This is a genomic window from Stenotrophomonas sp. YJH_SMC_80, from assembly GCF_059372495.1.
On sequence record NZ_JCAFVP010000019.1, the window covers coordinates 1 to 24,092 of the forward strand.

Sequence of the window (24,092 nt, forward strand, 5' to 3'; positions counted from 1 at the left end):
CAGCTGACGCCCGGCTGGCTGGCCTGCTCAACCGCACCGCGCTTGAACTCGGTGCTGAACTTCCTTCGCTTCGACATGAACACTCCTCATGGCCTTGATCGGCCTTCTCGTAAGTGTCCGTGAAAACGGGGGTGAACCCGAATTCGCTTGGCGCGAATTCGACGTGATGAGCGAGGAAAGGGCGGCTAGAGCCAGAATCGCTCGATGGGCAGGGGTGTAGGGGCGACGCCCCTACGGTAGCGCCTCGCACGCGCTGGCGGGGCCTCGGCCCACGGCTCATGTAGGCAATATTTGACGTTGCGGCGCCAGAACCGGGGTCACCATTGCCGAGCCGCCGCTCTCGGCGAGTTCTGAGCACTTCGGCAAGGTAGATGTCGCGGGGATCGATCTCGATCATGCTGCAAGCTCATCCTTGTCGGGGGAACGAGCAGGCAGGCAAGAGCCGAGCCAGAGCCGCAACCATTGCTGATTGACGGGGAACATTCGCCTCACTCGCAAGCCATTGAATATCCGTAGTTGGTGGCGCGAATCGGGCGGAATGTCCGTCGCTCGAACTACGGACAATGCTCCCCGAGTTCCGCGTACGCCGGACAAGGCGCCTCATCGTCGATGAGCTGCGGATAGTCCCCCCCCGTTTCTGTCCGACTCAAGGACAGGATGCCCCAAATTCAGTGGCGCATATCCAACTCAACTACTGGGGCGACCCACAATCGCGCTCTGGCTCCAAGGGCTGAACTGCGCCTGGCAACGGCCAACCGACAGAAGGGGGGGGCTGATTAGCGCGCTTCATTGCGCTCGAGGGCACCATAGGCGCCTAAGTTCTCGCATCTAGGCGCAGAGGTGGACAGTCCGCAGACGGCGCGCCATAGTCATCTGCGGGGCGCCAGGGTGTGGCGCAGGCATGGGCGGCGAGGGAGGGGCTGTGCTCGACGGATGGATCGGTACCGAAGTTGAAGAGCTCTCAGGCGAGTCCGCTGTAGAGATCATCAAGAACTGGATGTCGCTCTCGCTGCAACGATCCGAAGGGATCTCGGATATTCATGCGAAGACGGGAATCCTGAGGAAGCGCCTCGTCAAGCTCTTCAGCTCGCATTGCCAAGAGACTCCTCTACCAGAGGAGATCAGTAGGATCTCCGCTGCTACCGGCTATCCGGCCCACGATCTTGTAGTACGGGCCGCTGAATATCTTTCCCCTGCCGTCTTGGACATCAATGCACCAGAAGGATCGGTTGCGCCTTCCCGGGCTTCGCGCAATGCGTTGAAGCTCTGGCTTCGCTCTGCACGTCGAGACAATCCTAGAGGTCGCCTTACGCAGATGGAGCTTGCCGAACGGATAGGAAGGTCCCACATGTCGGTGGCAGCGTGGGAGAACGCCGCAATCAGCAGAATCCCCAAGTACAAGGATATCTGTGCGATCGCCGAGGCATGTGGCGTCGAGCCACCCGGCCCAGATTTCGACGTGCGTCAGGGGCGGGCTATTGAGGCCGAGGTCATTGCGTCGATGGGTCCTCCGACGGATCTGTACGAGGAGATTCTGTTTAATGGTCGCCTACTGAGCCGGCGCGCGCATGCCCCTTCCCATGCGGAGCGAAATGCATTGGTTTTCAGGGCCCGCTACGGCGGGCAAGGAGATGCCGAGAGCACGCTGCAGGCCATCGGGGAGATTCATGGGATCACCCGCGAGCGAATTCGCCAGATTGTGGACAAACAGCTGTCCTTCCTTCCAACAACCGCGGTACTGACAGCGCAGTTTGATGCGCTGGTTGACGCCTGTCAGGGTCTAGGGGGAGCTGCAGTTCCCGAAGCCGAGGAGCGACTGCGCAGTCTCTTGGGCGGAACACTGAGCCTGCAGGGTGCGATTGACTATGGACGTGAAGTGCTTGGGCGATCTCTTCCAGTACAGATCATCCGTATAAAGAAGGGAGAACCTGTCGTGCTTGCTGGGCAGCTGCCGGATTGGTTCATGGACGGAATTAGCCAGTCCAAGGCGGCGATCAGGCACTGCGGGGCTGCCCAGGTCAATCTCGTCTGGGCTTTGACCATGCGCCAGCACGGTGACTGGATCGCGCCTGAAGAGTTCCGTTCTATTATCGCTCATGCTCCAGGGTTCGAGTGGATAGATGAAGATCAAGCTTGGTACTGGTTCGGTATCGACGGAAGTGCGAACCGAGTCGTGAACCGAGCCATCGACATTCTGTCCAATGCCAAGGGTGCTCTGGACATTGAGGTCATCTACAGCGGAGTGACACGACACTCCCGTATCGCTTCTTCGGACGTCGCAGAGGATGCCGGCATCTGGCCGCCGATGGAGGTCGTGCAGTGGGTTCTAGCCAAGACGCCTGCCTTGATTTGTCAGCAAGGGGATGATTTCCGGCTGGCCAGCCCTGACGCAGCTCAGGAAGGCAAGAAGGGAGTTGCACACTCAATCGTTGAGGAACTCAAGCTTCGAGGTGGATTGGCCTCTCGCAGTGAGCTGCATGAGGTCCTTGTTACAGGCCTTGGGATCAACGCTGTCTCATTCTCTGTTGCCTTGGCTTATTCACCGCTGTTGCGTCAAGTCGATCGCGGCATCTTTGCAATTCGAGGTTGGCCGATCAATGCTGCGCGCCTGACCGAGGCGCAGAGTCGCGTAGGAACCAGCAGTGGGCCGCTGGTCAACTACCGGGAGATTAGCGTCACTAGCTCCGGAGACGTCAGCTGGGTGAACACGGTTAGCAAGAGCTCGCTGACCAACCTCTACGCAGGCGTGCCCAGTAAGGCCTTCTTGCATCTGGATGCGGGCGAGTATGACGCCGAAGGCGCAATTCTCACACTGACTGAGAATCGTATGATCGGTTTGATCAAGCATGTCGTTTCGCAAGGAGGCGACGCAGGGACAACTTACAGGGTGACCGCCAATAGCCGGACCAGAAAGGCGCTCGTAGAGATCATCGGGTCAGCCGGGGATGAACTTGAGGATGGCGACTGAGGTTAGGCGCCATGGAGATTAGATATTGTCAATCGCCTTGGGAATCAGCGTCACGCCGTATGTGAGAACCGCACCATTCAGTCTGCAGATGGTGTATTGACCAAGCCTCGAAGAAGTATGCTGATGGATCGCAGAGCTTGGAGTGGTCGCTGCTCTAAGAGTCAAGCCGACAGGGAAGCCGCACAGCTCGCCGGCTGAATTCACTGGCCATTGCATGGCTCTTGATGATCACTTCAGTATGCGCGGCGCCTTGATCCCGCGCCTTTTCACGGCTTCCAACTTCCTCTTTCCTGATGCCTTGGCCGGCCGTACGGCCTTATCATCTGAAGCCCCCGACTTCGGTCCCGTCGGGGGCAAGAGAGCGATGGGTACCCAGACGAGCTGCATACTCTGCAAGTGCCCTGGTGCACCGACAATCCCAAAGCAGGGCGCCTCAATACATGATCGCGGCTGCCCATTGCCCCAGAAGCCCCTCAGAACAGATGTCAGGCCTTGGCTGAACGCACGTTCCAAGCACGCAAGCAATGCTGCGATGAGCAGGCTGCGCCCTTGAACTTGGTCCAGGGCACATGAGATGGCATGCTGAGGAGAGACATCACTAACAAGGGGCAGGTCCGCCAGCTCGCATGCCACCAATTCTAGAAGTGCGCCACAGGCAGCAGTGACCTAACGGTCGACCACGGAGAGGTTCAGCCAGACCTGACCTGCTGCCGATCGGCCATAGGGCGCAAGCCAACCCTGTCCGCTTCCTCCATTGGTGGCGCCTCCGAGCTCAGCAGGACCCGGCGTGAGGCCGTCGTGGACCCACGGCTCAAGACATGAAATTCCGTCTACGGACACCTTTTGGACAACAGCCCGCGTGACTGCCTGCAGGAGTACAAAGACCGAAGCTGGCAAGGGCGCGCATCTTAGCGTCTGGCTACCGCCTAGGTGACACCATCCCCATAGCGCCCCCTCAGGGGGATCCTCAGTTGCACCGTCGAAGACCTGCATGGGTGCCGGCCCACTGGCCCCACTTCCTTCCCCGGCACCCATCCCTGATTGTGCCACCCCGGCGATAGCGCAGAACGCCGCATCCCAGTCAGTTGCTTGCTCGGGCACCTGGATCCACCGCATCACCCGTTGTGCGCAACTCCATTCCCTGAACTCCTCCAGCCATGCAGATGCCTCGTCCGTTGGAAACGAATGCATCTCTGTCAGTGCTAGTCGAGGGTCGATGAAGCTGATACCGCACGAGCAAACTCCAAGACGATCACCATCCTGGAATTGGGCAAATACAATCCGCCCGCAGTGCTCGCAGGTACTGCGGAGCCGCTCGCGGTGCCAGGGACAGGCATCAAGCGAGGGCAACTGAAATGCGGCATTGTGATAGCCATGGCGTACACACTCTGGGCATTGCCTAACCGGCCGCACATGCCGCTCGAACAGACGCCCGCACTGAACCGGGCTCCATGCACTCGGGCTCCAGAAGTCAGCGATAGTCGTATGGCCAAGCCCTAGTTCCCAAAGGAGAGAAAATCGTGTCTTGCTTCTCGATTGAGTTGCCAGAAGCACATCCATGCTTGCCCGGTTTCTGAAACCGAGGCGAACCATGTCCGACGGAGAAGGCAGGGCAAGGGTAACGATCCGTTGCGCCAAACCGAATCCGGAAATGTAGGGGTAGCAGGTGAGCTCTGCCCCAATCATGGGCGCAGTCGAGGCCCGGGCGGGCAGGTAGTCAGACCAAGGCATGAACGCTCAGCTCCTACGCCGCGCCCTGACCATAGTCAGGAAGCCGCATCTTGGCTCGAACGTACTCCAAGCGCAGATAGCCACTCCTCAGCAGAGCGTCTCGAACCTGTTCACGACTGAACTCTCGAAAGCCCTCATGCTTCCAGGCGATCTCCGTGAGCAAGTGCCGAACTGTGAGAGTGAAGGTGGCCATCGGCCGTGCTTCGCTCTCGGGAAGCTTTCCGGCCTTACGAAGTGCGGCCAGCTCCTGCAGGATCATCGGCGCTTGGTCTGCCAGCCGCCAACCCGCATCAAAGGCAGATGCTGCGAAGAATCGGCTAAAGGGCATCTCCGGTGTTGGCCATGAAGCCTGAGAATCAAAGCGCGAAAGCGCATGGGTGACCTCGGCCGCTCCGGTGATGGGACGGTAGCGCATCGTGTCGATGAACCACCTGCGTACCGTGTGCGAGGCTCGATCTGACCAATCGTCGCCGACATCGACGCCTTCAGCGTCGCTTTGACGCATCAGAACCAAGTAAAGACTCAGGTTGTCATCGAGCACCTGGCTGTCGAGATCCTCAAGATACTCGTACTCGCTTTCAGTGATGCGCTGGGCATTGTCAATGAACAGCACCAGGCGTCGGACCTTGGCTTGACCACAACGGCTACGAATCAGGTTGAGTACCCGGTCCATTCCGACGCTGGCCTTGATCACCTTTGCGTTGGATATGCCGATCCGGTTGTTGATCGCAGACCAGAACGCACCATCACTGCGGCGAATGCCGCTAGCCATCACCATCCGCATGGCTACGCCCATGGGTTGTCCCCGAGAGTCCTTGAGCCATTTGGAACTGTTATCTGACAAGTACTTCAAGGCGGAGGTCTTGCCAACACCTCCACCGCCATACGCCGAACAGCCGTGCCTTCCCTCGCTGATACTCATGCGAATGAAGTTGGCCAGCTCTTCAGTGGGGTGAGTGTTGATCTGGTAGCCGTCAGGAATGAAGATCGGGTGATCAGTAGCGTTCATGGTGATCCCACGTGGGTGTGCAGAGGCTGCAGCGGTGCCTGTAGTGGTCGTAGAAGTCATTCATCCAAGCTGATCCATCCATCTGGCGCAATGCGGAGAGGCTGCTTGTAGATGTCGCCTACGGCAGGCGGAGCCTTGTCGTGGCCTACGTGACCCATTCTCGCCAGCTGATCTACCGCGGATTGGTCACTGGCTGCCTGAGTCTTGAGGAAGGCAACATAGGCCTCAATGGCGCAGTCGGTGCCCAGAATGCTGAATCCAGTTCTATTCTTGATCCACCGCATGATGAGCTTGCGGGTGGTTTCATCGTGTGCCCTAAGACTCCACGGGGCGGCCGCGCGGGCAGCACCCAATGGGGTTGTGGCAGACCTCATCAGCAGGATGGTTCGCAGATCGTTGCGATTGATTCTTGCCATGACCTTCGTGCCGATCATCTCCCAGCGACCGTCCAGGCTGGGGGCTCGATACTTGACGTACATATAGTTGACGTGCGGAACAACGCCTTTTGCGCGGTCCCCATGGACGGTTAGCAGAACGACGATCGTGCACATGTCATCTGCATCCTCACGCGCCGAATCGGGACTGAGATCAAACGCTCCACTTCCCTTTGCCCGGAGGAACTGCAGCGGCGAAAGATCACCCAGTGCCACATGTGACGTCGCGTTGTAGTTGGCAATGATCACGTCCAGTAGCTCCTCAAAGAGCTGCATCTGTATGGGGTGGTCATCCGGCGAGAAGTTACTGATACGAATCCTTTTCTCGCCCAGCTTGACAGCCGGCTCAAATCCTCCAGGGATCTGGCGAAGCGCTCCGCGCTCCAGCCGTGAGAAGAGCTGCTCTACCACAGGCCTGGAACGAGGCTGGCGTGCCTTGCCAAAGATCAGCACGCCACCTCGCGAGCGACAGAACGCTGCTTCGAGGTCATGGGCAGAGTGCGCCAGTGCATTGTCCAGGGCGATGGATCTTGAGCGCCGGGCCCCCAAGTCACCCGCAAGGCCTGTTGGCATCCCCGCACCCGGGGCATAGGACAGCCCAGGAATTGTCAGCTCACGCCGCTCCCAGGGGCGCAGTCCCACAGCCAGACACAGGGCGACATCTAAGTTCGTGTAGGCACGTCCAACCCTCAACGACCAGGACACGATCGCACGTGAACGCACCTCAATTTCTATCAGAAGCCAGATTGTAGTGATGCGTCGATTGACCTGCCCACCTCCCGGCACGTCGACTGCCAAGGTTGCCTCGATATCGATCTGATGGGCATCAAATTCGGTGCGCCCGTAAAGATGCTGCCTAAGGACCTGCTCGATGCCCTCGGGCGCATCGACATCAAACTCCCACGTCCCACTCCCGCTCTCTTGGATCCGCCTGCGCCTCATGTAGTCGAGCAACGCTCGGCGCCCCTTATCCGTGGTGTTTAGCGGATAGTGGTCAGCGAGGTCGCGTCTGCGCAGCTCGGCGCAGATTCGACCATGCAGCCGATTGAACGCCTTCGGCGCGCGACCTGGGGGGAGCGGGCGATTGAACTCGTCCACCCAGAGCTTGATCTGAGGAATGGCCTGTAGAAGCTGACCCATTGCGCTTGGGCGCCCCGAGCGAGGAACCTCCACATCAATAGAGGCTGTTTCGCTTCGGATGTAGACCCCGTTGGGAACGCAGACCCTGAAGCCGTGGGGACGCCCATCACTGGCCATCATGGGCGCGGTAAGAATCATTCGGCGCAGGCGCTTCCTACAGAGCCCGTAAGCTTTGGCCGCCTTGGTGATCTGCAGCTCGCCAGTCAGTACTTCAGTCAATGCCGCGCAGGCTTGCCGGAAACGAAAACGTACCTCTTCCTTCAGGTCGCATTCGTCAGGGCGGTACCACTGGAGCAAGGTTTCACGATCGTAGATCGAATGATGATCATGCATGGCACCGCTCCAAAATGGCATCCGGTGCGCCTTGCGCATAGTCAATGAGACGAAGTTTGCCACTATGAATCAGCCATGCCACTGTTGCCCGGACCTCGTGCGTAGTGGCTGAAGAGGCACCGATCAGATCGGATAACCTGAATCGCTCAACGCGCCCGAGGATGTTCAGTATTTGCTGGGCAAGGCTGGCGCGATTTGCGAGCCTCTCGCTGGACCATACCAGCGGTAGGAGGTCAAAGGCCTCACCCAATGCGGGCAGCTGTGACAAGAGATGATCTTCAGTTACATAGCTCAGATAGATGCCGTTTCGCTTGGCGATCTCATCAAGCTCAAGCGCATCCGGAAGGCCAGCAGCACTACCGGTGCTTCTCGTTTTTCGCCCATTGGGCAATACCAGAATGAAGCGCTGCTCCCCTGAGCGAGTAATCGCCAGGAAGGAAACATCGATCACGAACTTCTCAAAAATCTGCAGCCGGCGTGGGCGTTCGATGTAGAGGGCGATTGTCGAATCGAATTCCAGCTGAAGCGCTGCGGCAAACGTTACGGCGTCGGCGACGGTCACCACGCGTTGATTACGTGGAGAGTAGTAGACAAACACCTCGCGTCGATCTCGCTTTCCTCGTGAAAGCGGTCGGGGGGCGTAGGGCAGGGCGGGGTCAACGTGATGGCTCGCGTGTGAGTCGTCACCACGGTAGGTGGCTCCAGCAGGCATGGGATCTCCGAACAAGGCGAACGGGCGCGCTGCCTGTAGGGCGGTAGCCGGATCGCGGGCAGCATCCCCCCTCGGCGCACGCGAATGGCGCCTGGGAATGGCAATACGAGTCCGGCCCGTCAGACAGGCTGCTTGACTTGATTGGAGAAATGGGGGAGCCTAGGCCTCGCATGAGTTCTATGCTTCACGCCCTCCCGCTCCGACGAGAGGCAAATGCCCCCGCTCGAACGGGGGCATTTCCATTTCTAAAGGTCGGAGAGTATTGGCTACTCGGTCATGCGCTAACGTCTCAAGTAAGAAGCGGGGCAGGGTTTGAAGAAGGGGGTACGAACCGTCACGTCGAACGCGATAGGCGTGCCCCGTGCATTCAGGCAGCGATTCCTGCGGTGTTCTTGATAAGGCCCTGACGATGTACAGCGACGCTGCATGGCCGCACCTGGTCAAGCTTCGCGTGGGGCTCCCGCGCCCAAGTGCTGGTCGCGTCGGTGGTATCGCCAGGAGTGCAACGCAGGTGCGGAGATGGATGATCTCCAAGCAATCAGCTGAAGTCACGGGCACTTCCAGAACCACGACAGCTCCACGACTCTAGCGACCTGCCAGAGTGTTCGCAAGACTTTGATTCAGCAGAACATTTGCCCCTTATTCGAAGGGTATCAAGGTGGTTGGGATCAATGTTATTGCAAGGCCTGCCGAATCAAATCACCTGCGCAGCTCAATGGATTCATTGATTGAGCTTTGCGCGGTTGGATAGATATGCAGATCGCAGCGCAGTGGAGGCCTCACACCGTCATCGAGAAGGCTCGACCTGCGGGCTGCGGCAAGCCGCTGCGATCACAGACAGTCCTGATCAAGAAGGAAGGGCTGCACCCTGCAGCCCGCCCCTTTGGCAGTCAGTAGCGTGAACTGCAAACCGGGGTTCCTATGTTCGTTGCAGGTTCAATCGAGCTCCGAAGGTGAATTCGACCGTCAGATCGACATGAATCGTGGTTGAGTCGAAGCCGGGGAGCCGGAGCTTGTCTACCTCTAGTACAGCATTACGTACACAGGCGTGTGACCCATTCCGAGCGAGTCGTTGATCAGCATCTCCAATGCCGCCTTAGCTCGACGGGTATATCGGAACTTGAGGTGTTCCCGACCGATTCGTTGGTCGACAGAAAAAGGTGATCGAGCGTGCCCGATCGGAGCGGGACGCCTCATAGGAATCGGGTTCCCGGCGCCTAGCGCATCTACCGCTCGCGGCGCTCCTGGCATAGGCGATCGCTGCACCGCCCATTTGTGACTACAGATGGGGATGGCGCGGCCGCTATTCCTTGATGTACCAAGCAAGTACCAGGGACATGGTTTCCATCGCTTACGAAAATCAACTCTTAGGCGCGTTCATCTATGCGCTCGGATATGAAGGCGGGCGGCAGGGGCGGACCCTGGCGGTCAATCTGTTCCAGCAGACTCCGCTGGATAGAAGTCTCGGTGACGTTGTGCTTGGTGGTCAGCGATGTATGGCCATTGAGTTCAAGCGCCGACAGGCAGACATGCGCGGTGAGCGGAAGAAGTGGAAGTCTGGCTTCCCAGAGGCACTGATGGATATCTCCGATTGGCGGAATACGTCGCTACTAGGCCACTTCATCTGCTTTGGTGAGCATGCGGCTACACGAGTTGACCTGCATTTCGCACAGTATCTCAGCGCATTCGAGCTTGACGGTAAGGCGGATTCATTCTCAGCGTCTGATCTGATCAAGCTTTTAACCCGAGAAATTTCACCTGACAAAGGGCCCTCGTGGGGAGTGCCGCCACAGGTTCTGCTCACCTACTTGGAACACATCCGAACCTTCCGAGTAGGCGACAGTGATGGGAGCGGAGGCCACGCGGCGACTTGGCTAACAGTGTCCGCAGTTGATGGACAGTTCCAGCTTCTTGCTGCGCCTTCGCTCGACGCATTGCTGGAACGAGACGCCACCACCTACGCCAATGAGCAGGGAACGTCGGCACAAGAGACTGACGACGAGCACGACACCCCAAGCCCCGGATTCTAGGATGCAGCTCGCAGCTCAAGAAGGCTTGAATATTGGCCATTGTCTGATGAGACTCCCTCCCAATCCCGCCCGGTACCAGCGACCCCGCCCTATCATCCATGCCCACCTGACTGAACAAGTGCAGCGTTGATCCAACTTTGTTTGCCTAGAAGAGGGGACTTCATGGCCGCGGGTGTTCCACGATGCCAAGGCGGATGCGCATTCTGGGCGTGCGGCCACCTTCAACCTGTCGATAAGGGCGCGTTATCGGGGGTGAATAGCCTTCGCTTCGAACCCCTATTGACGCAGGTATAGCATTGAGAGCAGATGTTGTCTTGCTGGTTGCAGCGCGTAGTCTCTTGGCTGAATTGTGGCTCGCCAGCTAGCCAGGTTCTGGTCATGTGGAGGGAGCAAATAGATCAGCTTTTACCGGGCTTGAGATCAATCGAGACAGCCGCACGGAGTGTGTCTTGCTCTTCTTTGCTGAGTCCAGCGAGTACTTCCATCAACTCGGCTTGCCGCGGCTGGCCGATCGTCATACGGTACAAGCTCGTAGCTTCCACGAGCTGCTGCAGCTTCCCGACCTCGCGGCTGAATGGGAGCATCGGAACGAGGCGCTTGATTTGTGCCTCACCGTCATAGATCCAGTGGGGTCGTAGGCCGCCATCGCTGCTCTTTTTATCGGTCGCCAACGCAAAGAGGCCTTCCCAAGGATCGGTTGAGGTCAAGATCGCAGGGTCGTGCGCAAAGCGCGCAGCAACGTTCTTCCGCACGGCGTGGTTCTTGTAACGATGGACGCGCCCTTCGCGTTGTTCGAGATCGACCGGATTGCCGGGAAGGTTCCAATGGACGATCGCGTGGGCGTAGTAGTGGAAGTCCAGCCCTTCTTGTCCAACCGAGGTCGACACCAGTACGAATGGGCGGAATGGAGAGTTGAACGCGTTGCGCACCGCAACCGGGTTCTCTCCCTCGGCAGTGGCCCCACGCGCTTGGCCGTAACGCATGGCGAAGTGTGATCGAAGCGCGTGTGACCTGGCCTCTCCCGTACGGCTGATTCGATCATAGAAGTCGCTGAAGCTTCGCCCATCGTTGAGGCGCAACACTTCCGATGCCAATGCAGCCATATCTTCTAACGGCGTGTCCGACGCCTTGTTAAGCCGACATTGGTCGGGGATGAGGTGGAACCACTCGTCAAGCACGCTGCCAAGCCCGCCTTCGGCACAGTGGACCAGGAGCTTCTTCCAGTGGTCGCACCTTACTGGAACGCTTGACTCGACAATCGCCTGCGCTTCGGCAGCGTTGAAGAAGCTGGTGAACGCCCAGGCAATGGAAGCCGTGGAAGCCCGCAGGGCGTGAGCGGTGAGATCGGTGTCGAACCGGCTGCGTTGCCGCCTTATCGCTCGAAGTGCACAGATGGCAGGGCCTGCGATTGCCAGGTCGGTGAGCCAACGCACGAGATCGCTTGGCCAAGGGCCCCATGTGTCGGGCGATCCCGCAACCTCGACCAGACGCGCCCAATGCTCTCGAAATGCCTGGGAGTCCCTTTCGGTGCCGATCCAGTGCTCGGCGGTGAGCTCGGCCAGGTCGGGGTCAAGCCAAAGCTGTGCGGCGGAGTACCAGATGCTGCGCCCGGCGCCCGATGGCGGTGCCATCGAAAGCAGCGGCGCAAGTCGCGTCTCTAGAACCTCGGTGACGTGTCTGCGCAACGCAGCGAGCGAGAGTGGCACTGTTTCGCCGAGGGCACTCGCGACGGCGAGCGGGTCTCCGACATCAGCGAGGTACTTGCATGGCAGGAGCAGGGCGAACCAGCCGGTGAAGTTATCCATCGCTGTTCCGCGCAGCGTTGTGAGGTCGAACGGGCGTGAGCCTTCGCGCACCTTGTTGTATGACGGGCGTTCGGTCTGGCCCGACGCAACACGTCCGTGTCTGCGCTCGAACTCATAGGAGGTGAGGGCGGCAACGGATTTCGGCACCACGCTCCAACTTGAGAAAATCAATCGCTTTGTAAGGGCAGCGCCCGTTGCGTACCGTCCGCCCAGCTGCGTCTGCGGCAGCGCGGGCGGCACCCACAGCACATCGAATGCGGAAGCCGCGTCCAGGTCTTCAAGCAGCCAGCGGAGCCGCCCGTTGCGAGGATCGATGTGCCGGAATTGGTTGACATCCTTGTACGTCAACATGTGCTTTCCCCGGAGCGCGCCTTGCAGTTCTGTGCACTGTGGAAGCTGTTGCTGCAAGCGTCTTTTTGCAGCGTACTCATCCATGAAGTTAAACAGATACGGGGCCGACTTCCAGTACTCAATCATCGACGGGATGTCGGCCAGTGCCTGAGCTGCCTTGTCGACCGCTACAAAAGAATCCACATCAGCAGGTGTAACGGTGCAGGGGATGTCGGGCGGGCTGATGTCAAGCATTCCGTCACGATCCGGTGTTGCGGCCAAACGCTCTGTGCGGACCATCACGCTGCGGAGTATCGACTGGGCCTTGTCGCGGGCTGATGAAAGGCGCTCTGGATCGCGATGCCCGAGTATTCCTGTCCGCAACGCACCCAAGGAGCGACGTAGTTCCGTCAGTTCCGGCTCGCGCCCTTCGCCAAGCAGAAACTTCACCGTGCGGCCGAATCCCTCGAAGTGACTTTCGTCATCCTCGGGGTTGGTCAGCATCTTGTACGGGGTTGCAGACAGCAGAAGCACGCGTGCCGTGGGATGCTTGAGCAGCTGGCTGGCCAGCTCGGCATCCTCGCCTTTGCCGTCCAATAGATGGCTGAAGCGTTGGAACTCATCGAGGATGACCAGGTCCGGGCTCAGTTGGTCGATGCAGACCTCAGCGAGCAGACGACGCAAGTCAGCAAGCAGTTTTCGCCCGCGCGTGTCGTCGTATGCTCGGCGTCCATCCGAGATGAATGTGAACTCTTTCCCAAGCTTGTTTGCGCGTATTTTTTGGCCGAACTTCGTAACCACCGAACGGGGCGGATCGAACTCGGCAAGCGCATCGAGCTCGTTCCGAAAGCGACTTTCCGACGCGCGCCCCCTGAAGATCTGCAGCGCTCGGTCGCGTGCGAGCAGCTTAGCCCAGCCCACCGCATGGTCCTTGACAAGCGTCCACAACATTGCGCGCTCACCGACCCGGCCTGCACTGTCTCCGAGTTGGAAGGATGTGCCAGGCGTAAAGGCGACCACATTGACCTTCCCCAGGTTGGCCAGGGTGGTGGGCAACATCGTCAGCCGGTCGGCGGTGCGGATGGGCTCCTCTTCGGTCGTGAGTACGTTCAAGTCCCGAAGATTCTGCCGGGCGATCTGGCTGTTTGAGCAGATATAGATCACGTCGATGCGCTTGACGGACCTGTCGTCCCAGAGGCGTCGGATCGTCTCAGCGACGGTTGCCCGGGCGATCTTGGTCTTGCCAAGGCCCACTTCGTCGGCGACGAGGAAGCGTCGCTGGTTGCGCTCGTACATCGCGTCAATCACCGCTGCGGCGGTATCGAGCTGAAACTGTTTGAGGCCCTCGGTGGCTTGATTCAGCACCTCAGCCGGAAGGGCGCCGCGACGACTCATGCGATCACACGCTTGCGGGACGCATAGACCGCATCCCACAGGAGTTTGAAGTCGGCAGGGACGATCGCGTCGAACTGCGGATCGCGGCCGAGAACATCAAGTGTCTGTCCAAGTGATGTGAGTTGCTCTGGATTGCGGGAGGCGGTGGTGAGCAGATCCTCCAATATCCGGTCGACACCAATACCTGGGAGCCAGGATTCGCCCGGATCGTGCTCGCTCCCCGCCGTTCGCGTGAAGCCGCCCGTGTCGTAGCCGAGCAGCGCTGCGAGATATCGCATGAAGTCTTCCCGTGAGCGAATGGCTCTTGCGAGCACTGACTTGCGGCGATCCTCCGGATCACCGTGGATGTTGGCCCTGACCAACACCGTGCGGCTGGCACCTTCGCTCGACAAGTTCATGACAACAAATGGGGTGAGGTCCTCGACTGCGAGACTGGTCCATGCGGCCGGTCCGTTCTGCACCGGCATTGCGCGCGCCTTCGGGAGACTCAGCAGCCGGGCCGATACGTTGACCATGGACGCAGGATTGAAGCCGGTGATGGTCAGCTGCGCCGTCCAGCCACCTGGGTGTTCCTCACAGCGGATGTCAAACGACGAAGAGGCGAGGTCGTAGGCATGTTGTGCCATTGAGTCGATACCCTCCTCAGGATCAACCTCGCCACCATCGTCAGGCAGCTCATGAGGTTCAACCAACCAGCTGAGGTCATCCTTGCGCCCCTTCTGTGCGAGAACGCACTCGACACCCACGTCCTGGACAGAGCCGGTCAGCTCGACGAGCAGATCGACGTTGGTACTGAACGCGGCGTCGGTAAGGTTGGCTGACCCTAGCCAAACGGTTGCCCGAGCACCGTGATCCTGCACGTAGAACTTGGCATGCAACCCCTTCAGCGATGGCGCCTCGACGCCGGTGTCGTCGGACGCGCCGGGACCGCCGTCCAGTGCTTCAAGGTCGTCCTGCGCGCTCAGCAGTGCATCCTTGAGTCGGTATACCTCGTGAACCGATGCCAGGGCCGTGGCCTGCGCATCCAGCGCACCCTGTCGCGACGCGATCACCTTCCGCTTTGCGCCAGGCTTGAAGAAGCGCGCTGCAGCGCCACCGGTGAGAAACGGCGAAACGGCCAGGGCAGCGTCGTACCTGGACCGGAATGGCCAAGACCGGGCACCGGGAAGGAAGGGGACAAACTTGCCACTTGCGAACGGGGCCGGTAACGCAAGCGAGGCAGTGCCGACACTCGACAACATCGAGGTGAGAAGCTTCTCCTGCGCGCTCGTCATCGAGCGCACGGCCATTCCGCGCAATTCTCCAAGCAGTTCGAGCAGTCCGCTCGTGTCTACAGCCCCGTCGGCATCAGGGTCCTCATCAAGCCTGACCAGGACGTCCCATGCGCGGTCAAAGGTCAGGTTCCGACTCATCACGAGCACGCGATGCAGATAGCTGTCGCCCTTCTTGAAGCGAATGACCCACAGCTTTGGATGAAACAGGCCGCCCTCGGGCCGGCGGACCTCGACCACGGTGTCTTCGATGAGCGTGTGGGCGGCTCGGTACCGGGCCGGCACGCTGATGGCACCGGCCTGACAGAACAGGATTGTCCGATCGGCATAGCGACGGACGGTCTCGAGCAGGTCGGCAGGCTCGTGCGCATCCTGGCGTTCGAAGCTTGCCGCGATCGGGATCGACAACAGCGCAGTGAGATCGAGCGTGAAGGAGGTGCCGAGGGCAGCATCTATCGACATCCCCTGCGGCGGTTGAAGCGCGTTGAGGAGAAGAGCAGTCTCGTTCAGGCGCAGCATCAGTCAGCTTCCTTCGTCGCGGTATTGGCTTCTTCAATGATCTTGGTACGCGGGGTGCCCAGCCCTGAATGGATGTCGCAGAGGATTTGAGCTGCCGGGGACCAGTTGTACTTGAACCGGAAGTAGCCCGAGCCGCCGCCCCAGCCCCGCAATCGCTCGTAGGGTTCCAGCAGCCGGGCGCGTCCTGGCTTGATCGTTCGTTCGCGTTCGGCGATGTGCGCGTGTGCTTGGTCGTCAGTCAGAAGGTCCGAAGAAGTTGTCACGAGTTGCTGCCATCGCTGCGCGAACTTCAGTGTGGAACGCCACCGCAACCGCGCGGCGGGCGCTGCCTCGATTGCCGCGAATCGTCTTTGCGCCCAGGCATCCAGTTCATGCAGGAGATTGGCTCTCGGCGGTTCCATCTCGATCTGTGCACGCCACTGACCCATTGCAGTCCGGTACTTGTCCAACAACGTGTCGCGATCCGCTCCCATGTCCGGGCGATGGTGCGCACACAGGTAGTTGTAGAGAATGCGCGCCCCGAACAACAGCTGGTCAACATCGCGACCCAACCACATCGCTTCGGCGGTACGTGCAGGGAACTGATCCGCCAGCGGGTGATTCCACGCATACGCCAGACCCGATACCCAGGGCCTGTCGGAATCGGGTCCGCCCTTGTCCAGCAGCCAGCTGGTGAGCGATCGCTCGTCGCGTGGGGCTTTGTCGGATGCCAGGAACCGCTCCCTCAGCCACTCGGCTTCATCCGGACTCAGCGTGAATCCATCGTGCTTGGGTGACTCGGCGGGGTACTCGGCCCATAGTCCGGACATCGCTTGCTGCTCGGCATCCTCTTCTGAGTGGAGGATCGACTTCTGGGCGTGCGCGGCGTTGTATGTCGCCAGCGCACGGTAGTAGTCCCAGAGCGAACCGGTGCCGCGGTAGATATCCAGTTGGCGCAGTAAGCCCCAGTAGCTGCTGCTCGGAAGCTGCTTGGTTTCCGAGCCGGTGGTGTAGCCGATGATGCCCCGACTGCGAAGACCATCGTCTTTGTAGCGCTGGCGCAGGGATTTGATGCGCTGTCCTTCGGCCCTTCTTCCTTCCTCGGCCAGAGCATCGACGGTCTTCGATGCCAGTCGCGATAGGTCACGCGGCAGGAACAGGAGGTACTTCGCCCGAGTGTGCAGCACGGTGTGGCCTGGAAACAGCGCGTCCGAGATCAGATCGCGGATATTTCCGGTGCCAAGTTCGTCAACCGTACCCTGCTGGGAGAGCGCGTTAAGGAACAGCTGTGTTCGTTGCTGCTGCGTCTGATCGAAGCTCAACCACGCGATTTGGCTGACCACAGCTCCCCCCATGCGTTCTTGAACGGAAGTTTACGTGAATCGTCATCCATGAGCTCAGGGAATCTGCGGTGCCTCCCTTTCTTCGCTATCAGGACGGCGCGCTGTCTCCCTTCGGGGGCACGGGAAGCTTCTCTATGCTGCGCTAGGTAGTGTGCGGATAAAGCCTGCCGAGCGCAGATGCTGGGGCAGGGATGCGAGGCTCGTCTTGGGTATGCGGTGTATGAGGTACATCAACATTGACAGTTAGATTCGGTAGAAAGCTCTTCTGGCCCATACCTTTTCGAATTCGCGCCCGTGCCAAGCCAGCAGGAAGATAAGGGATGTTTATCGAGGCTATGAGCTCAGATCTAGTCTTCGCCCACGCTGTCTTCAGTCCATGACAAGCTGTTGAAAACGTGGGTCGTTATCGAGGTCAGGCGCACTCAAGCGTATCTCTTCGAGGCAGTTGCCAAGGTCACCGGGCGGCCATTGGGTTTGATGCCCTATCACGAGACTCAGGAAGTCCAGTGCCTGTTCGGGGAACCTGCCGCAAAGACGTGATTCGTGTAGACGATGCACTAGGTAATCCGGGTGGGCCGGCGGTTGCAGCCAGGCGCGTAGCAGCGCCAATGCCTCCGGGAACGCATCCTGTGCCGCTATGCAAAGGCGGCCGAGACTTTCGGCGATGGCGGGTGACACGTTGTCTCGCGTCTTGGGCCAGATGGCATGCAGGTACGGGGCAACCCGGTTCGTCCAATAGTCGGCCCGTTGCTCACCCGCACCCTCGAGCGCTCTCACCAATGCCTGTGCAGCATCGTGCAAACCATCCGGTGGCAGTGCGCGAGTGGCGGCCGCCAGCTCGGCGGTCGTGAAGGTTTCACCCGGATCGAGGGCGGCGAATGTCAGCAGAGATGCGTACTGCCCGTCGTGCTTGCCCAACGCCGCATAGTGCCGCGCGGTATCGAGGAAGGCTGGTTTGAGAATTTCCATCAGAGGACGGTACAGGCGTGGTGACCACAGAAATCCTTCCCACGCTGCCCGTGCTTCGGCTTCCGAGCGCTGCCAGTCGAAAAGCGGCAACAGATGTTGCCTCGCCCAATCCCCGTCGACGCGGAACAAGGCGATGACATGGGCCGCCAACAACACACGGCCATGCCGATAGTTGTCGATCTGGGTATCGCAAAGCTCAGTCAACGTGGGCTTGATCTCTTCCGGCAGGCCTTGCCCATCCTCCAGCGAGCGTCGATACCACCAGCGAAGCAGCGCCTCGGTGACGAGACCCACGGGATGATTGATGGCTCGCTGGACGGGGTCATCGGTATCGACGCCGTCCTGATGGTCCTGTGCCAGGACACGGCGAGCGAGCACGAAGAAGAGTGCTTCGTGGTCTTCGAAAGTCTTGGCAATGGCCTGTAGCCACCAGCTGACACTGCGAACGAGCGGCTGCAGCACCTCGTCAGGTGCGGTGGCCAGGATAGGGGCCATATAACGCCAGGAGCGCCGCAGTAGCTTCTCATCAGACCAGGCCTGCAAGGCCTCGCGCCAGCGCTCTGTCGGCCAAACGCCTTCACTGGCCAAGGCGTACAAGGCACAAGCGGTTGTCGAAAAATTGTCGCGGCAGCGCTGTCGCCAGTCATCCTCCTGCCAATGATCTGTGCCGGGTTGCTGCCTGAGCCATTCGATCAATTCACGGCGACGACGCGGTGTAACGACGAACTTACGCCACTCGTCGCCATCGCCCATCCAGTAAGGAAACTCGTCGCGCTGATCCGCGGCCAGGGCCCACTCCGGATACTGTGCCGAAAGCCCCTGTAGCCGCGCGTTGCTGTCCGCACCCAAGACTGCGCCTGCCTCGGCGATCTTTGCCAGCCGCAGCCAGATTTCACGGTCGGTGATACGGGTCCAGCGCTCCGGCTCGAGGTCGTCCTTGAACATGTCGCGCGGAGGACCGGCGAGCACAGCCTGTTCCAGTTCCCGCAGCATCAGCTCATCGAGGTGTGGCGCCATCGCTACCAGCAGGCGCATGGCTTCGCGTTCGGTTTCGACCGACCACAGCCACCAGTGATCGTCCGCCAGCAGCCAGTCGAGTGCTTGGCGATGAGGGATCACGTTGTCCTGTGCGGCAGCAAAGAAGGCGAGGCGTCGGAACAGCGGATAGGGCGTGTGCCACCAGGCCAGCGCCGTGAGCGCCGCCCGCGCTGGCGAATGCGCAGCAGTAGCGAGCCACGCATCCCGGGTCAGGTCGATCAATGCGGTCCAGTCCTGGAAGCCCTGGTTCTGAGGGTGTTCACTGATCGAGGGTTGATGCATGTAGGACAGGTCGCTCCTGTCCTCGGCACTGCCAAGCTCGCGCATCAGATCAAGCGCGTCGCGCAACAGGGCACTGACATCGGACAGGAGCTCCGGCAATGCGCCGTTCCAGCGCTCGTCGCTGGGCAGATCGCGCACACTGGAATGGACGTGATCCGTCGACAGCACGATCTCCCATTCCACGAGGTCCTTGATGCGCGCCGGCTCGCGGGCTCCGCCGTCCTCGGCGGCCCAGCGGAGCGGCTCGCGCAACGATACGCGCGGCGTCAGCATCTCGCGCAATTCCAGACGCAGGGTAGCGGTGAGTCCATCGCGCTTGAAGCGGTCGCGCCAGCGGTACAGGTCGAAGTCGCGCAGCCACGATTTCACGCGCCCGGTCAACAGCAGCCGCCACAGGGTGCGCATCTGGGGGCTGGGAATCGCGTTGGGTGCCCCCTCACGAATGCGCGTCAACTCGGCGGTATTGCCGTCGCGTTCCAGTTTGGCCAGTTCGTCCAGACGATGTTCGATCCACCAGACCAGATCGTCTTGCAGCTGCCCGCCGCGCTTGACCAGCCACAGCAACAGACCCGGGTCGTCCAGATGACGGATCAGCCAGCGCGCCAGTTGCCGCATCACTTCGTCCCAGTGGCTGCCGCGCGCACCGGCATCGACGATACACATCGACGGTGCGAGCGGATACGGCGAAGGTCGGCGGGTCAGGCTGAAGGTGAGCTTGTCATCTACGGTCGTTCTGGGCGGCACGCCAAAGCGCCCCAGGTCGCCATGCCGGTAGCGTTCCTCGCTCAGCGGCTCCAGCCAATCCAGTGACGGCACCGGGTCCAGATCGGCAAAGCGCCTGGCGGGCACGCCGCCCGGATCGCTAAGCGCCCACAACAGACGGCCGACGAAGTCGTCCTGCCGGGTGCTTGCCAAGGGGCGGGCCATGGCGCACTCGACCACGATGCGCTCCTTGCCGCGCACCCCGTCGCGATAGGTTTCGGCCCAGGCACGCAGTGTCTTGTGCAGATAGGCGTGCCGATTGTGCTCGCGGTAGAGGATGGGTGTGACGTTCTTGGCCCGCCATTCGTTGGCCCGTTCCTCCTCTTTGCCTTTGGAGAAACTGCCGAACGCGAACATCTCCGGCGGCGACTCGCCCAGCAGACGGTCGGCAGCCAGCGCATCCATCATGTAGCGCAGCACCGGGTCGTTGATGCTGTAGCCGACGAAGCACACGGTGTAGTTGCGGAACAACTCGCTGACGAAACGCGCCGCCCAGCGCTCGGTGAGATAGGCCAGGCCGAAATCGCCGCTGGAGACGACCAGTCGATCCAGTTCGCTCGCGGTCGGTGTGGCGCTGAGCAGGCCATGCAGATACACCAGGCCATCCCAGCGGTTCTTCGGCACCGGCAGCAGTGGCGCCTGAAACAGCTCGACGGGCAGGGACTTCGCCGCAATCACCTCCTCGAACAGGCGATCGAAGTTGGTGGTGATGAGGCGTGTATGGCCATTGCGGCACTTGCCAAGCGTCAGCAAGGCTTCGTGGGTTACGGTCGCGTTCGGGGCGCTGAGATCGGGTGTCAGGATGCCGGCCAGCGCCCGGCGCACCGTCTCGCGGCCACCGACGATGTCCGCCTCCAGCAGCCCGATGGCGGTATCGAACTGCCCGGCCTTGATCGCCGCCTGCTGCACTGCGTTGGGTGTGGCGGCCAGCGCTTCATACACCTTCGCCACCAGCCCGGCGAAGCCCGGCAGGCGCGCCGGGTAGGAAATGCCCGCGCCGCAGAAGAACACCACGCGTCCGTCCTCGTGTGCCTGCAGCAGGCGTTCGGGGATATCGGGGCCGTGGCGGACGAACTGCATTCAGTGGCTTCCGGAAAACACGCGTTCCAGCATCGCCGGAATCAGCGCATCGTTGGCTTGGCGAATGGTGGCGTGCCGGGCTTTCAGTTCTACCACTTTGGCTTGTAAGGCTACGAAAGTTCGCTGCGTGGAGAGGGATGGGATCGGAACCTGAATCGCCATCAGCTTTTCGAGACCCAGTGTCCGGTTTCTGCCCGCTCCGCCAGGCGATGCCTCGCCAATCTTTTCCAGACCGGCATCGGTGAGGAAGTAGTAGCGCAGGAACTCTGGCGAAGTGACTTCGGGATCAACGCGACAGGTGATGAAGCGATGAGAGCCGAAGCGGCCCGCATCCTCCGGCTGAGCAACGGCGATGGCACCTTCCCAAGCGAACACGTTGGAGAAGAGCAAGTCACCGGGTTCGATGCTGAACAGTCGTTTGGTACCCACGTCGGCGCCGGAGAGTGGCGGCTTGTGGAACGTGCCTTTGCCAAAAGAGCGGATGCCCAACTCCGGATAGCTGCCTTCAAGCTCGATGGCGATTTCCCGACGCACCAGTGGCGCTACCTCGGCCATCGGCGACACGGGCGCATCGGCAATCGCGTCACGAAAGCGCACGGCGAGTAGCCGGTCGGCGTCGCGCTCGATGGCGTCGAGGTGCTCGTTTAGCTGCCGCACCTTGTCGGCCAGCGTGTCGAGGCGGCTGATGACGGCTTTCTGTTCGGCCAGTGGCGGCAGAGGAACTTGAATCTGACCCATTTTTTCAACGCCCAAGGTCCGGTTTCGCCCGGCACCGCCAGGCGATGCTTGCAGTACCTGTGCGCGTCCTTCTGGCGATACGGTTAGATACAGCTTGAGGTAGACGGCGTTGGCTTTATCTGGGTCAACGATGCAGGTGATGAAGCGATGGGATCCAAAGCGTCCAGCATCCGCAGGCGACGCTACAGCGATTGCGCCTTCCCAGGCGAATACGTTCGAGAAAACCAGATCACCGGGCTCGATTCGAAACAGCCGCTTCGTGCCGACATCGGCACCAGAAAGTGCAGGCTTGTGGAACGTCCCGCGACCGAAAGATCGGATTCCAAGTTCCGGATACGCCTGTTCGTGGCGAATCTCTGCCGGTCTACGGACAATCGGCGCGATATCTGCAAGACGGAGTTTTGGCCACGCCTTCATTCGCCGCCCACCTCGGCCACCAGCGCTTCGATCTCGCCGAGAAGTCGCAGCACATTTTCCTCGCCCGCCCGCATGGCGGCGACCAGATCCTTCGGGTCGGCGTGCTCCAGCCCTTCGGCGGCGTGCGGGTTCTTCAGGTCCAGGTTGTAGATCGGCCAGTAGAGCGCGTCGCCCTCGGCCTGTGCCGCCTTGGCAGCGGCCTCATGGGCCTGCTGCTGCGCCTTCAACTCGCGCAGCTGCACTTGCAGCCCGGCCTTGTCGCCATTGGCGGCATTGCTGATGGTCTGATCCAGTTCGCGGATCGGCTTGCCCAGGGCGAGCGCACTGGCGCGCTCGGTTTCGGCCCGTTGCCAGTGCGGTGTGGCAGCGTCGATGGCGGCGGTGCGCTTGGCGGCGAAGTCCACCCGCCAGGCCTGCGGTCCTTCCTCGCGGGCGCTCCACCAGTCGAGCACTGGCTGAAAGGCCTCGAACGGCAGTGGTGCGGTCTTGCTGTACTTCTTTCGGCCCTCGGGCAGGGGCAGTTCGTAGTACCAAATCTCGTCAGTCGGCCCGCCGCGCTGGAAGAACAGCAGGTTGGCGGGTATGTCGGTGTAGGGCGCGAACACGCCTTGCGGCAGACGCACGATGGTGTGGAGATTGAATTCCTTGAGCATCTCCTCCTTGATGACGGCGCACACGCCATCGCCAAACAGGGTGCCGTTGGGCACCACCACAGCGGCGCGGCCTCCCTGCTCGGCGCCATGCCCGGCATAGCGCAGCTTGCGCATGATGTACTGCAGCAATAGTAGTGCGGTTTCGGCCGTCTGCATGTTGGCCGGGAAGTTGGCTTTGATGCCGGCTTCTTCCTCGCCACCGAAGGGCGGGTTGGTGAGGATCACGTCCACCCGCTCGCTGTGGCCGATCTCGGTGATGCGCCGCTCCAGAGTGTTGCCGTAGGCGATCTGAGGCGCTTCCAGCCCGTGCAGCAGCAGGTTCATCTGCGCCAGCATGTAGGGCAGCGGCTTGGCCTCCTGGCCGAACAGGGTGTCCCGTTGCAGGGTGCGGCGCTGGTCCGGGTTGGTCACCTGCTGAGCGATGTGGTCGTAGGCCTCCACCAGAAAGCCGCCGGTGCCGCAGGCCGGGTCGAGCATGGTCTCGCCTAGGCGCGGGTCGGTGACCTGCACCATGAAGCGCACCACCGGGCGCGGGGTGTAGAACTCGCCAGAGTCGCCAGCGGCGTCGCGCATCTCACGCAGCATGGATTCGTAGAGATGCGAGAGGGTGTGGATCTCCTCGCTACTACTGAATTGAATGCCGTTGATCTTGTTGATGATGTCGCGCAGCAGGTAGCCACTGACCATGCGGTTCTGCACGCCACGAAACACGTTGGCGATGACCTCGCGCTGGCTGCCTTTCTCGCCGCTGCCAGCCAGGCCGCGTAGGTAGGCGAACAGGCCCGCGCCGCGTGAGCCGTCGGCGCGGTGACATTCGTCCTGGTTGATGAAGGCCAGCAGTTCGTCGCCAGTGAGACCATCCTCGCGCGCAGCCCAGTCGCGCCAGCGGTAGGGGGATTCGATGATGGGGTGGTAGGGCTTGCCGTCGAGCTCGGCCTCTTCCTCGTTCACCACTTCGAGGTCGTCGAGGAACTTCAGGAACATCACCCAGGTAAGCAGCGGCAGACGGTCCACATCGCCATTCAGGCCCTTGTCCTTGCGTAGGATCTTACGGGCGCTGCCGATTAGCGCCGACAGGTTGTCGCGCGTGGTTAGTGGTGCCTTGGCACGTTTGGTTCTGGCTTTCTTTTCGATTGCGGCCATTCAGGAACTTC

12 protein-coding genes are annotated in these 24,092 nt (G+C 60.7%); 2 read left to right on the top strand and 10 right to left on the bottom strand.

Features of this window, described 5'->3' with window-relative positions; translation table 11 throughout:
- Positions 1–77 (bottom strand): transposase (locus tag AC5P99_RS19640; protein ID WP_308307029.1); only part of this gene is annotated, 77 nt, incomplete at its 3' end.
- 845 nt (positions 78–922) lie between these two features.
- On the opposite strand from AC5P99_RS19640, the gene AC5P99_RS19645 reads away from it, so the two are divergent.
- Positions 923–2,968, top strand: a complete 2,046-nt coding sequence (locus AC5P99_RS19645) for a sigma factor-like helix-turn-helix DNA-binding protein (protein ID WP_206620941.1) — start codon at positions 923–925, stop codon at positions 2,966–2,968.
- A 1,744-nt stretch (positions 2,969–4,712) separates the two neighbouring features.
- Here the strand turns inward: AC5P99_RS19645 and AC5P99_RS19650 are convergent.
- The 3 genes from AC5P99_RS19650 to AC5P99_RS19660 are packed head-to-tail and all read right to left on the bottom strand — an operon-like array spanning position 4,713 to position 8,177.
- On the bottom strand, positions 4,713–5,708 hold the full coding sequence (locus AC5P99_RS19650) for an ATP-binding protein (protein ID WP_495213463.1): 996 nt from the start codon (positions 5,706–5,708) through the stop codon (positions 4,713–4,715).
- Between the two features lie 56 nt (positions 5,709–5,764).
- Positions 5,765–7,615, bottom strand: coding sequence for a hypothetical protein (locus tag AC5P99_RS19655; protein ID WP_053495962.1), 1,851 nt, complete (start codon positions 7,613–7,615; stop codon positions 5,765–5,767).
- Positions 7,608–8,177: a hypothetical protein gene (locus AC5P99_RS19660; protein ID WP_495213464.1), complete on the bottom strand. Its 570-nt coding sequence runs from the start codon at positions 8,175–8,177 to the stop codon at positions 7,608–7,610. The genes AC5P99_RS19655 and AC5P99_RS19660 overlap by 8 nt, the downstream gene beginning before the upstream one ends.
- A 1,487-nt stretch (positions 8,178–9,664) precedes the next feature.
- Between AC5P99_RS19660 and AC5P99_RS19665 the strand changes: the two genes are divergently transcribed.
- Positions 9,665–10,357: a hypothetical protein gene (locus AC5P99_RS19665; RefSeq protein WP_053495964.1), complete on the top strand. Its 693-nt coding sequence runs from the start codon at positions 9,665–9,667 to the stop codon at positions 10,355–10,357.
- 398 nt (positions 10,358–10,755) lie between these two features.
- Here the strand turns inward: AC5P99_RS19665 and AC5P99_RS19670 are convergent, their stop codons facing one another.
- The 6 genes from AC5P99_RS19670 to AC5P99_RS19695 form a co-directional block, all read right to left on the bottom strand.
- A complete protein-coding gene (locus tag AC5P99_RS19670; RefSeq protein WP_241873935.1) occupies positions 10,756–13,887 on the bottom strand; it encodes a helicase-related protein in 3,132 nt (1,043 codons plus the stop codon).
- Entirely contained in the window at positions 13,884–15,677 is a 1,794-nt protein-coding gene (locus tag AC5P99_RS19675; protein WP_241873934.1) for a phospholipase D-like domain-containing protein, read from the bottom strand. The genes AC5P99_RS19670 and AC5P99_RS19675 overlap by 4 nt, the downstream gene beginning before the upstream one ends.
- Positions 15,677–16,999 carry a DUF6361 family protein gene (locus AC5P99_RS19680; RefSeq protein WP_241873933.1) on the bottom strand — a complete coding sequence of 441 codons (1,323 nt, stop codon included), beginning with the start codon at positions 16,997–16,999 and terminating at the stop codon, positions 15,677–15,679. Before AC5P99_RS19680 ends, AC5P99_RS19675 begins: the two co-directional genes overlap by 1 nt.
- Before the next feature lie 369 nt (positions 17,000–17,368).
- Positions 17,369–21,130 carry an anti-phage defense-associated sirtuin Dsr1 gene (dsr1, locus tag AC5P99_RS19685; RefSeq protein WP_495213465.1) on the bottom strand — a complete coding sequence of 1,254 codons (3,762 nt, stop codon included), beginning with the start codon at positions 21,128–21,130 and terminating at the stop codon, positions 17,369–17,371.
- The gene (locus AC5P99_RS19690; RefSeq protein ID WP_241873931.1) at positions 21,131–22,285 is read right to left on the bottom strand and encodes a restriction endonuclease subunit S; all 1,155 of its coding nucleotides are present in this window, start codon (positions 22,283–22,285) and stop codon (positions 21,131–21,133) included.
- Positions 22,282–24,081, bottom strand: a complete 1,800-nt coding sequence (locus tag AC5P99_RS19695) for a class I SAM-dependent DNA methyltransferase (protein WP_495213466.1) — start codon at positions 24,079–24,081, stop codon at positions 22,282–22,284. Before AC5P99_RS19695 ends, AC5P99_RS19690 begins: the two co-directional genes overlap by 4 nt.
- Between the last annotated feature and the right edge of the window lie 11 nt (positions 24,082–24,092).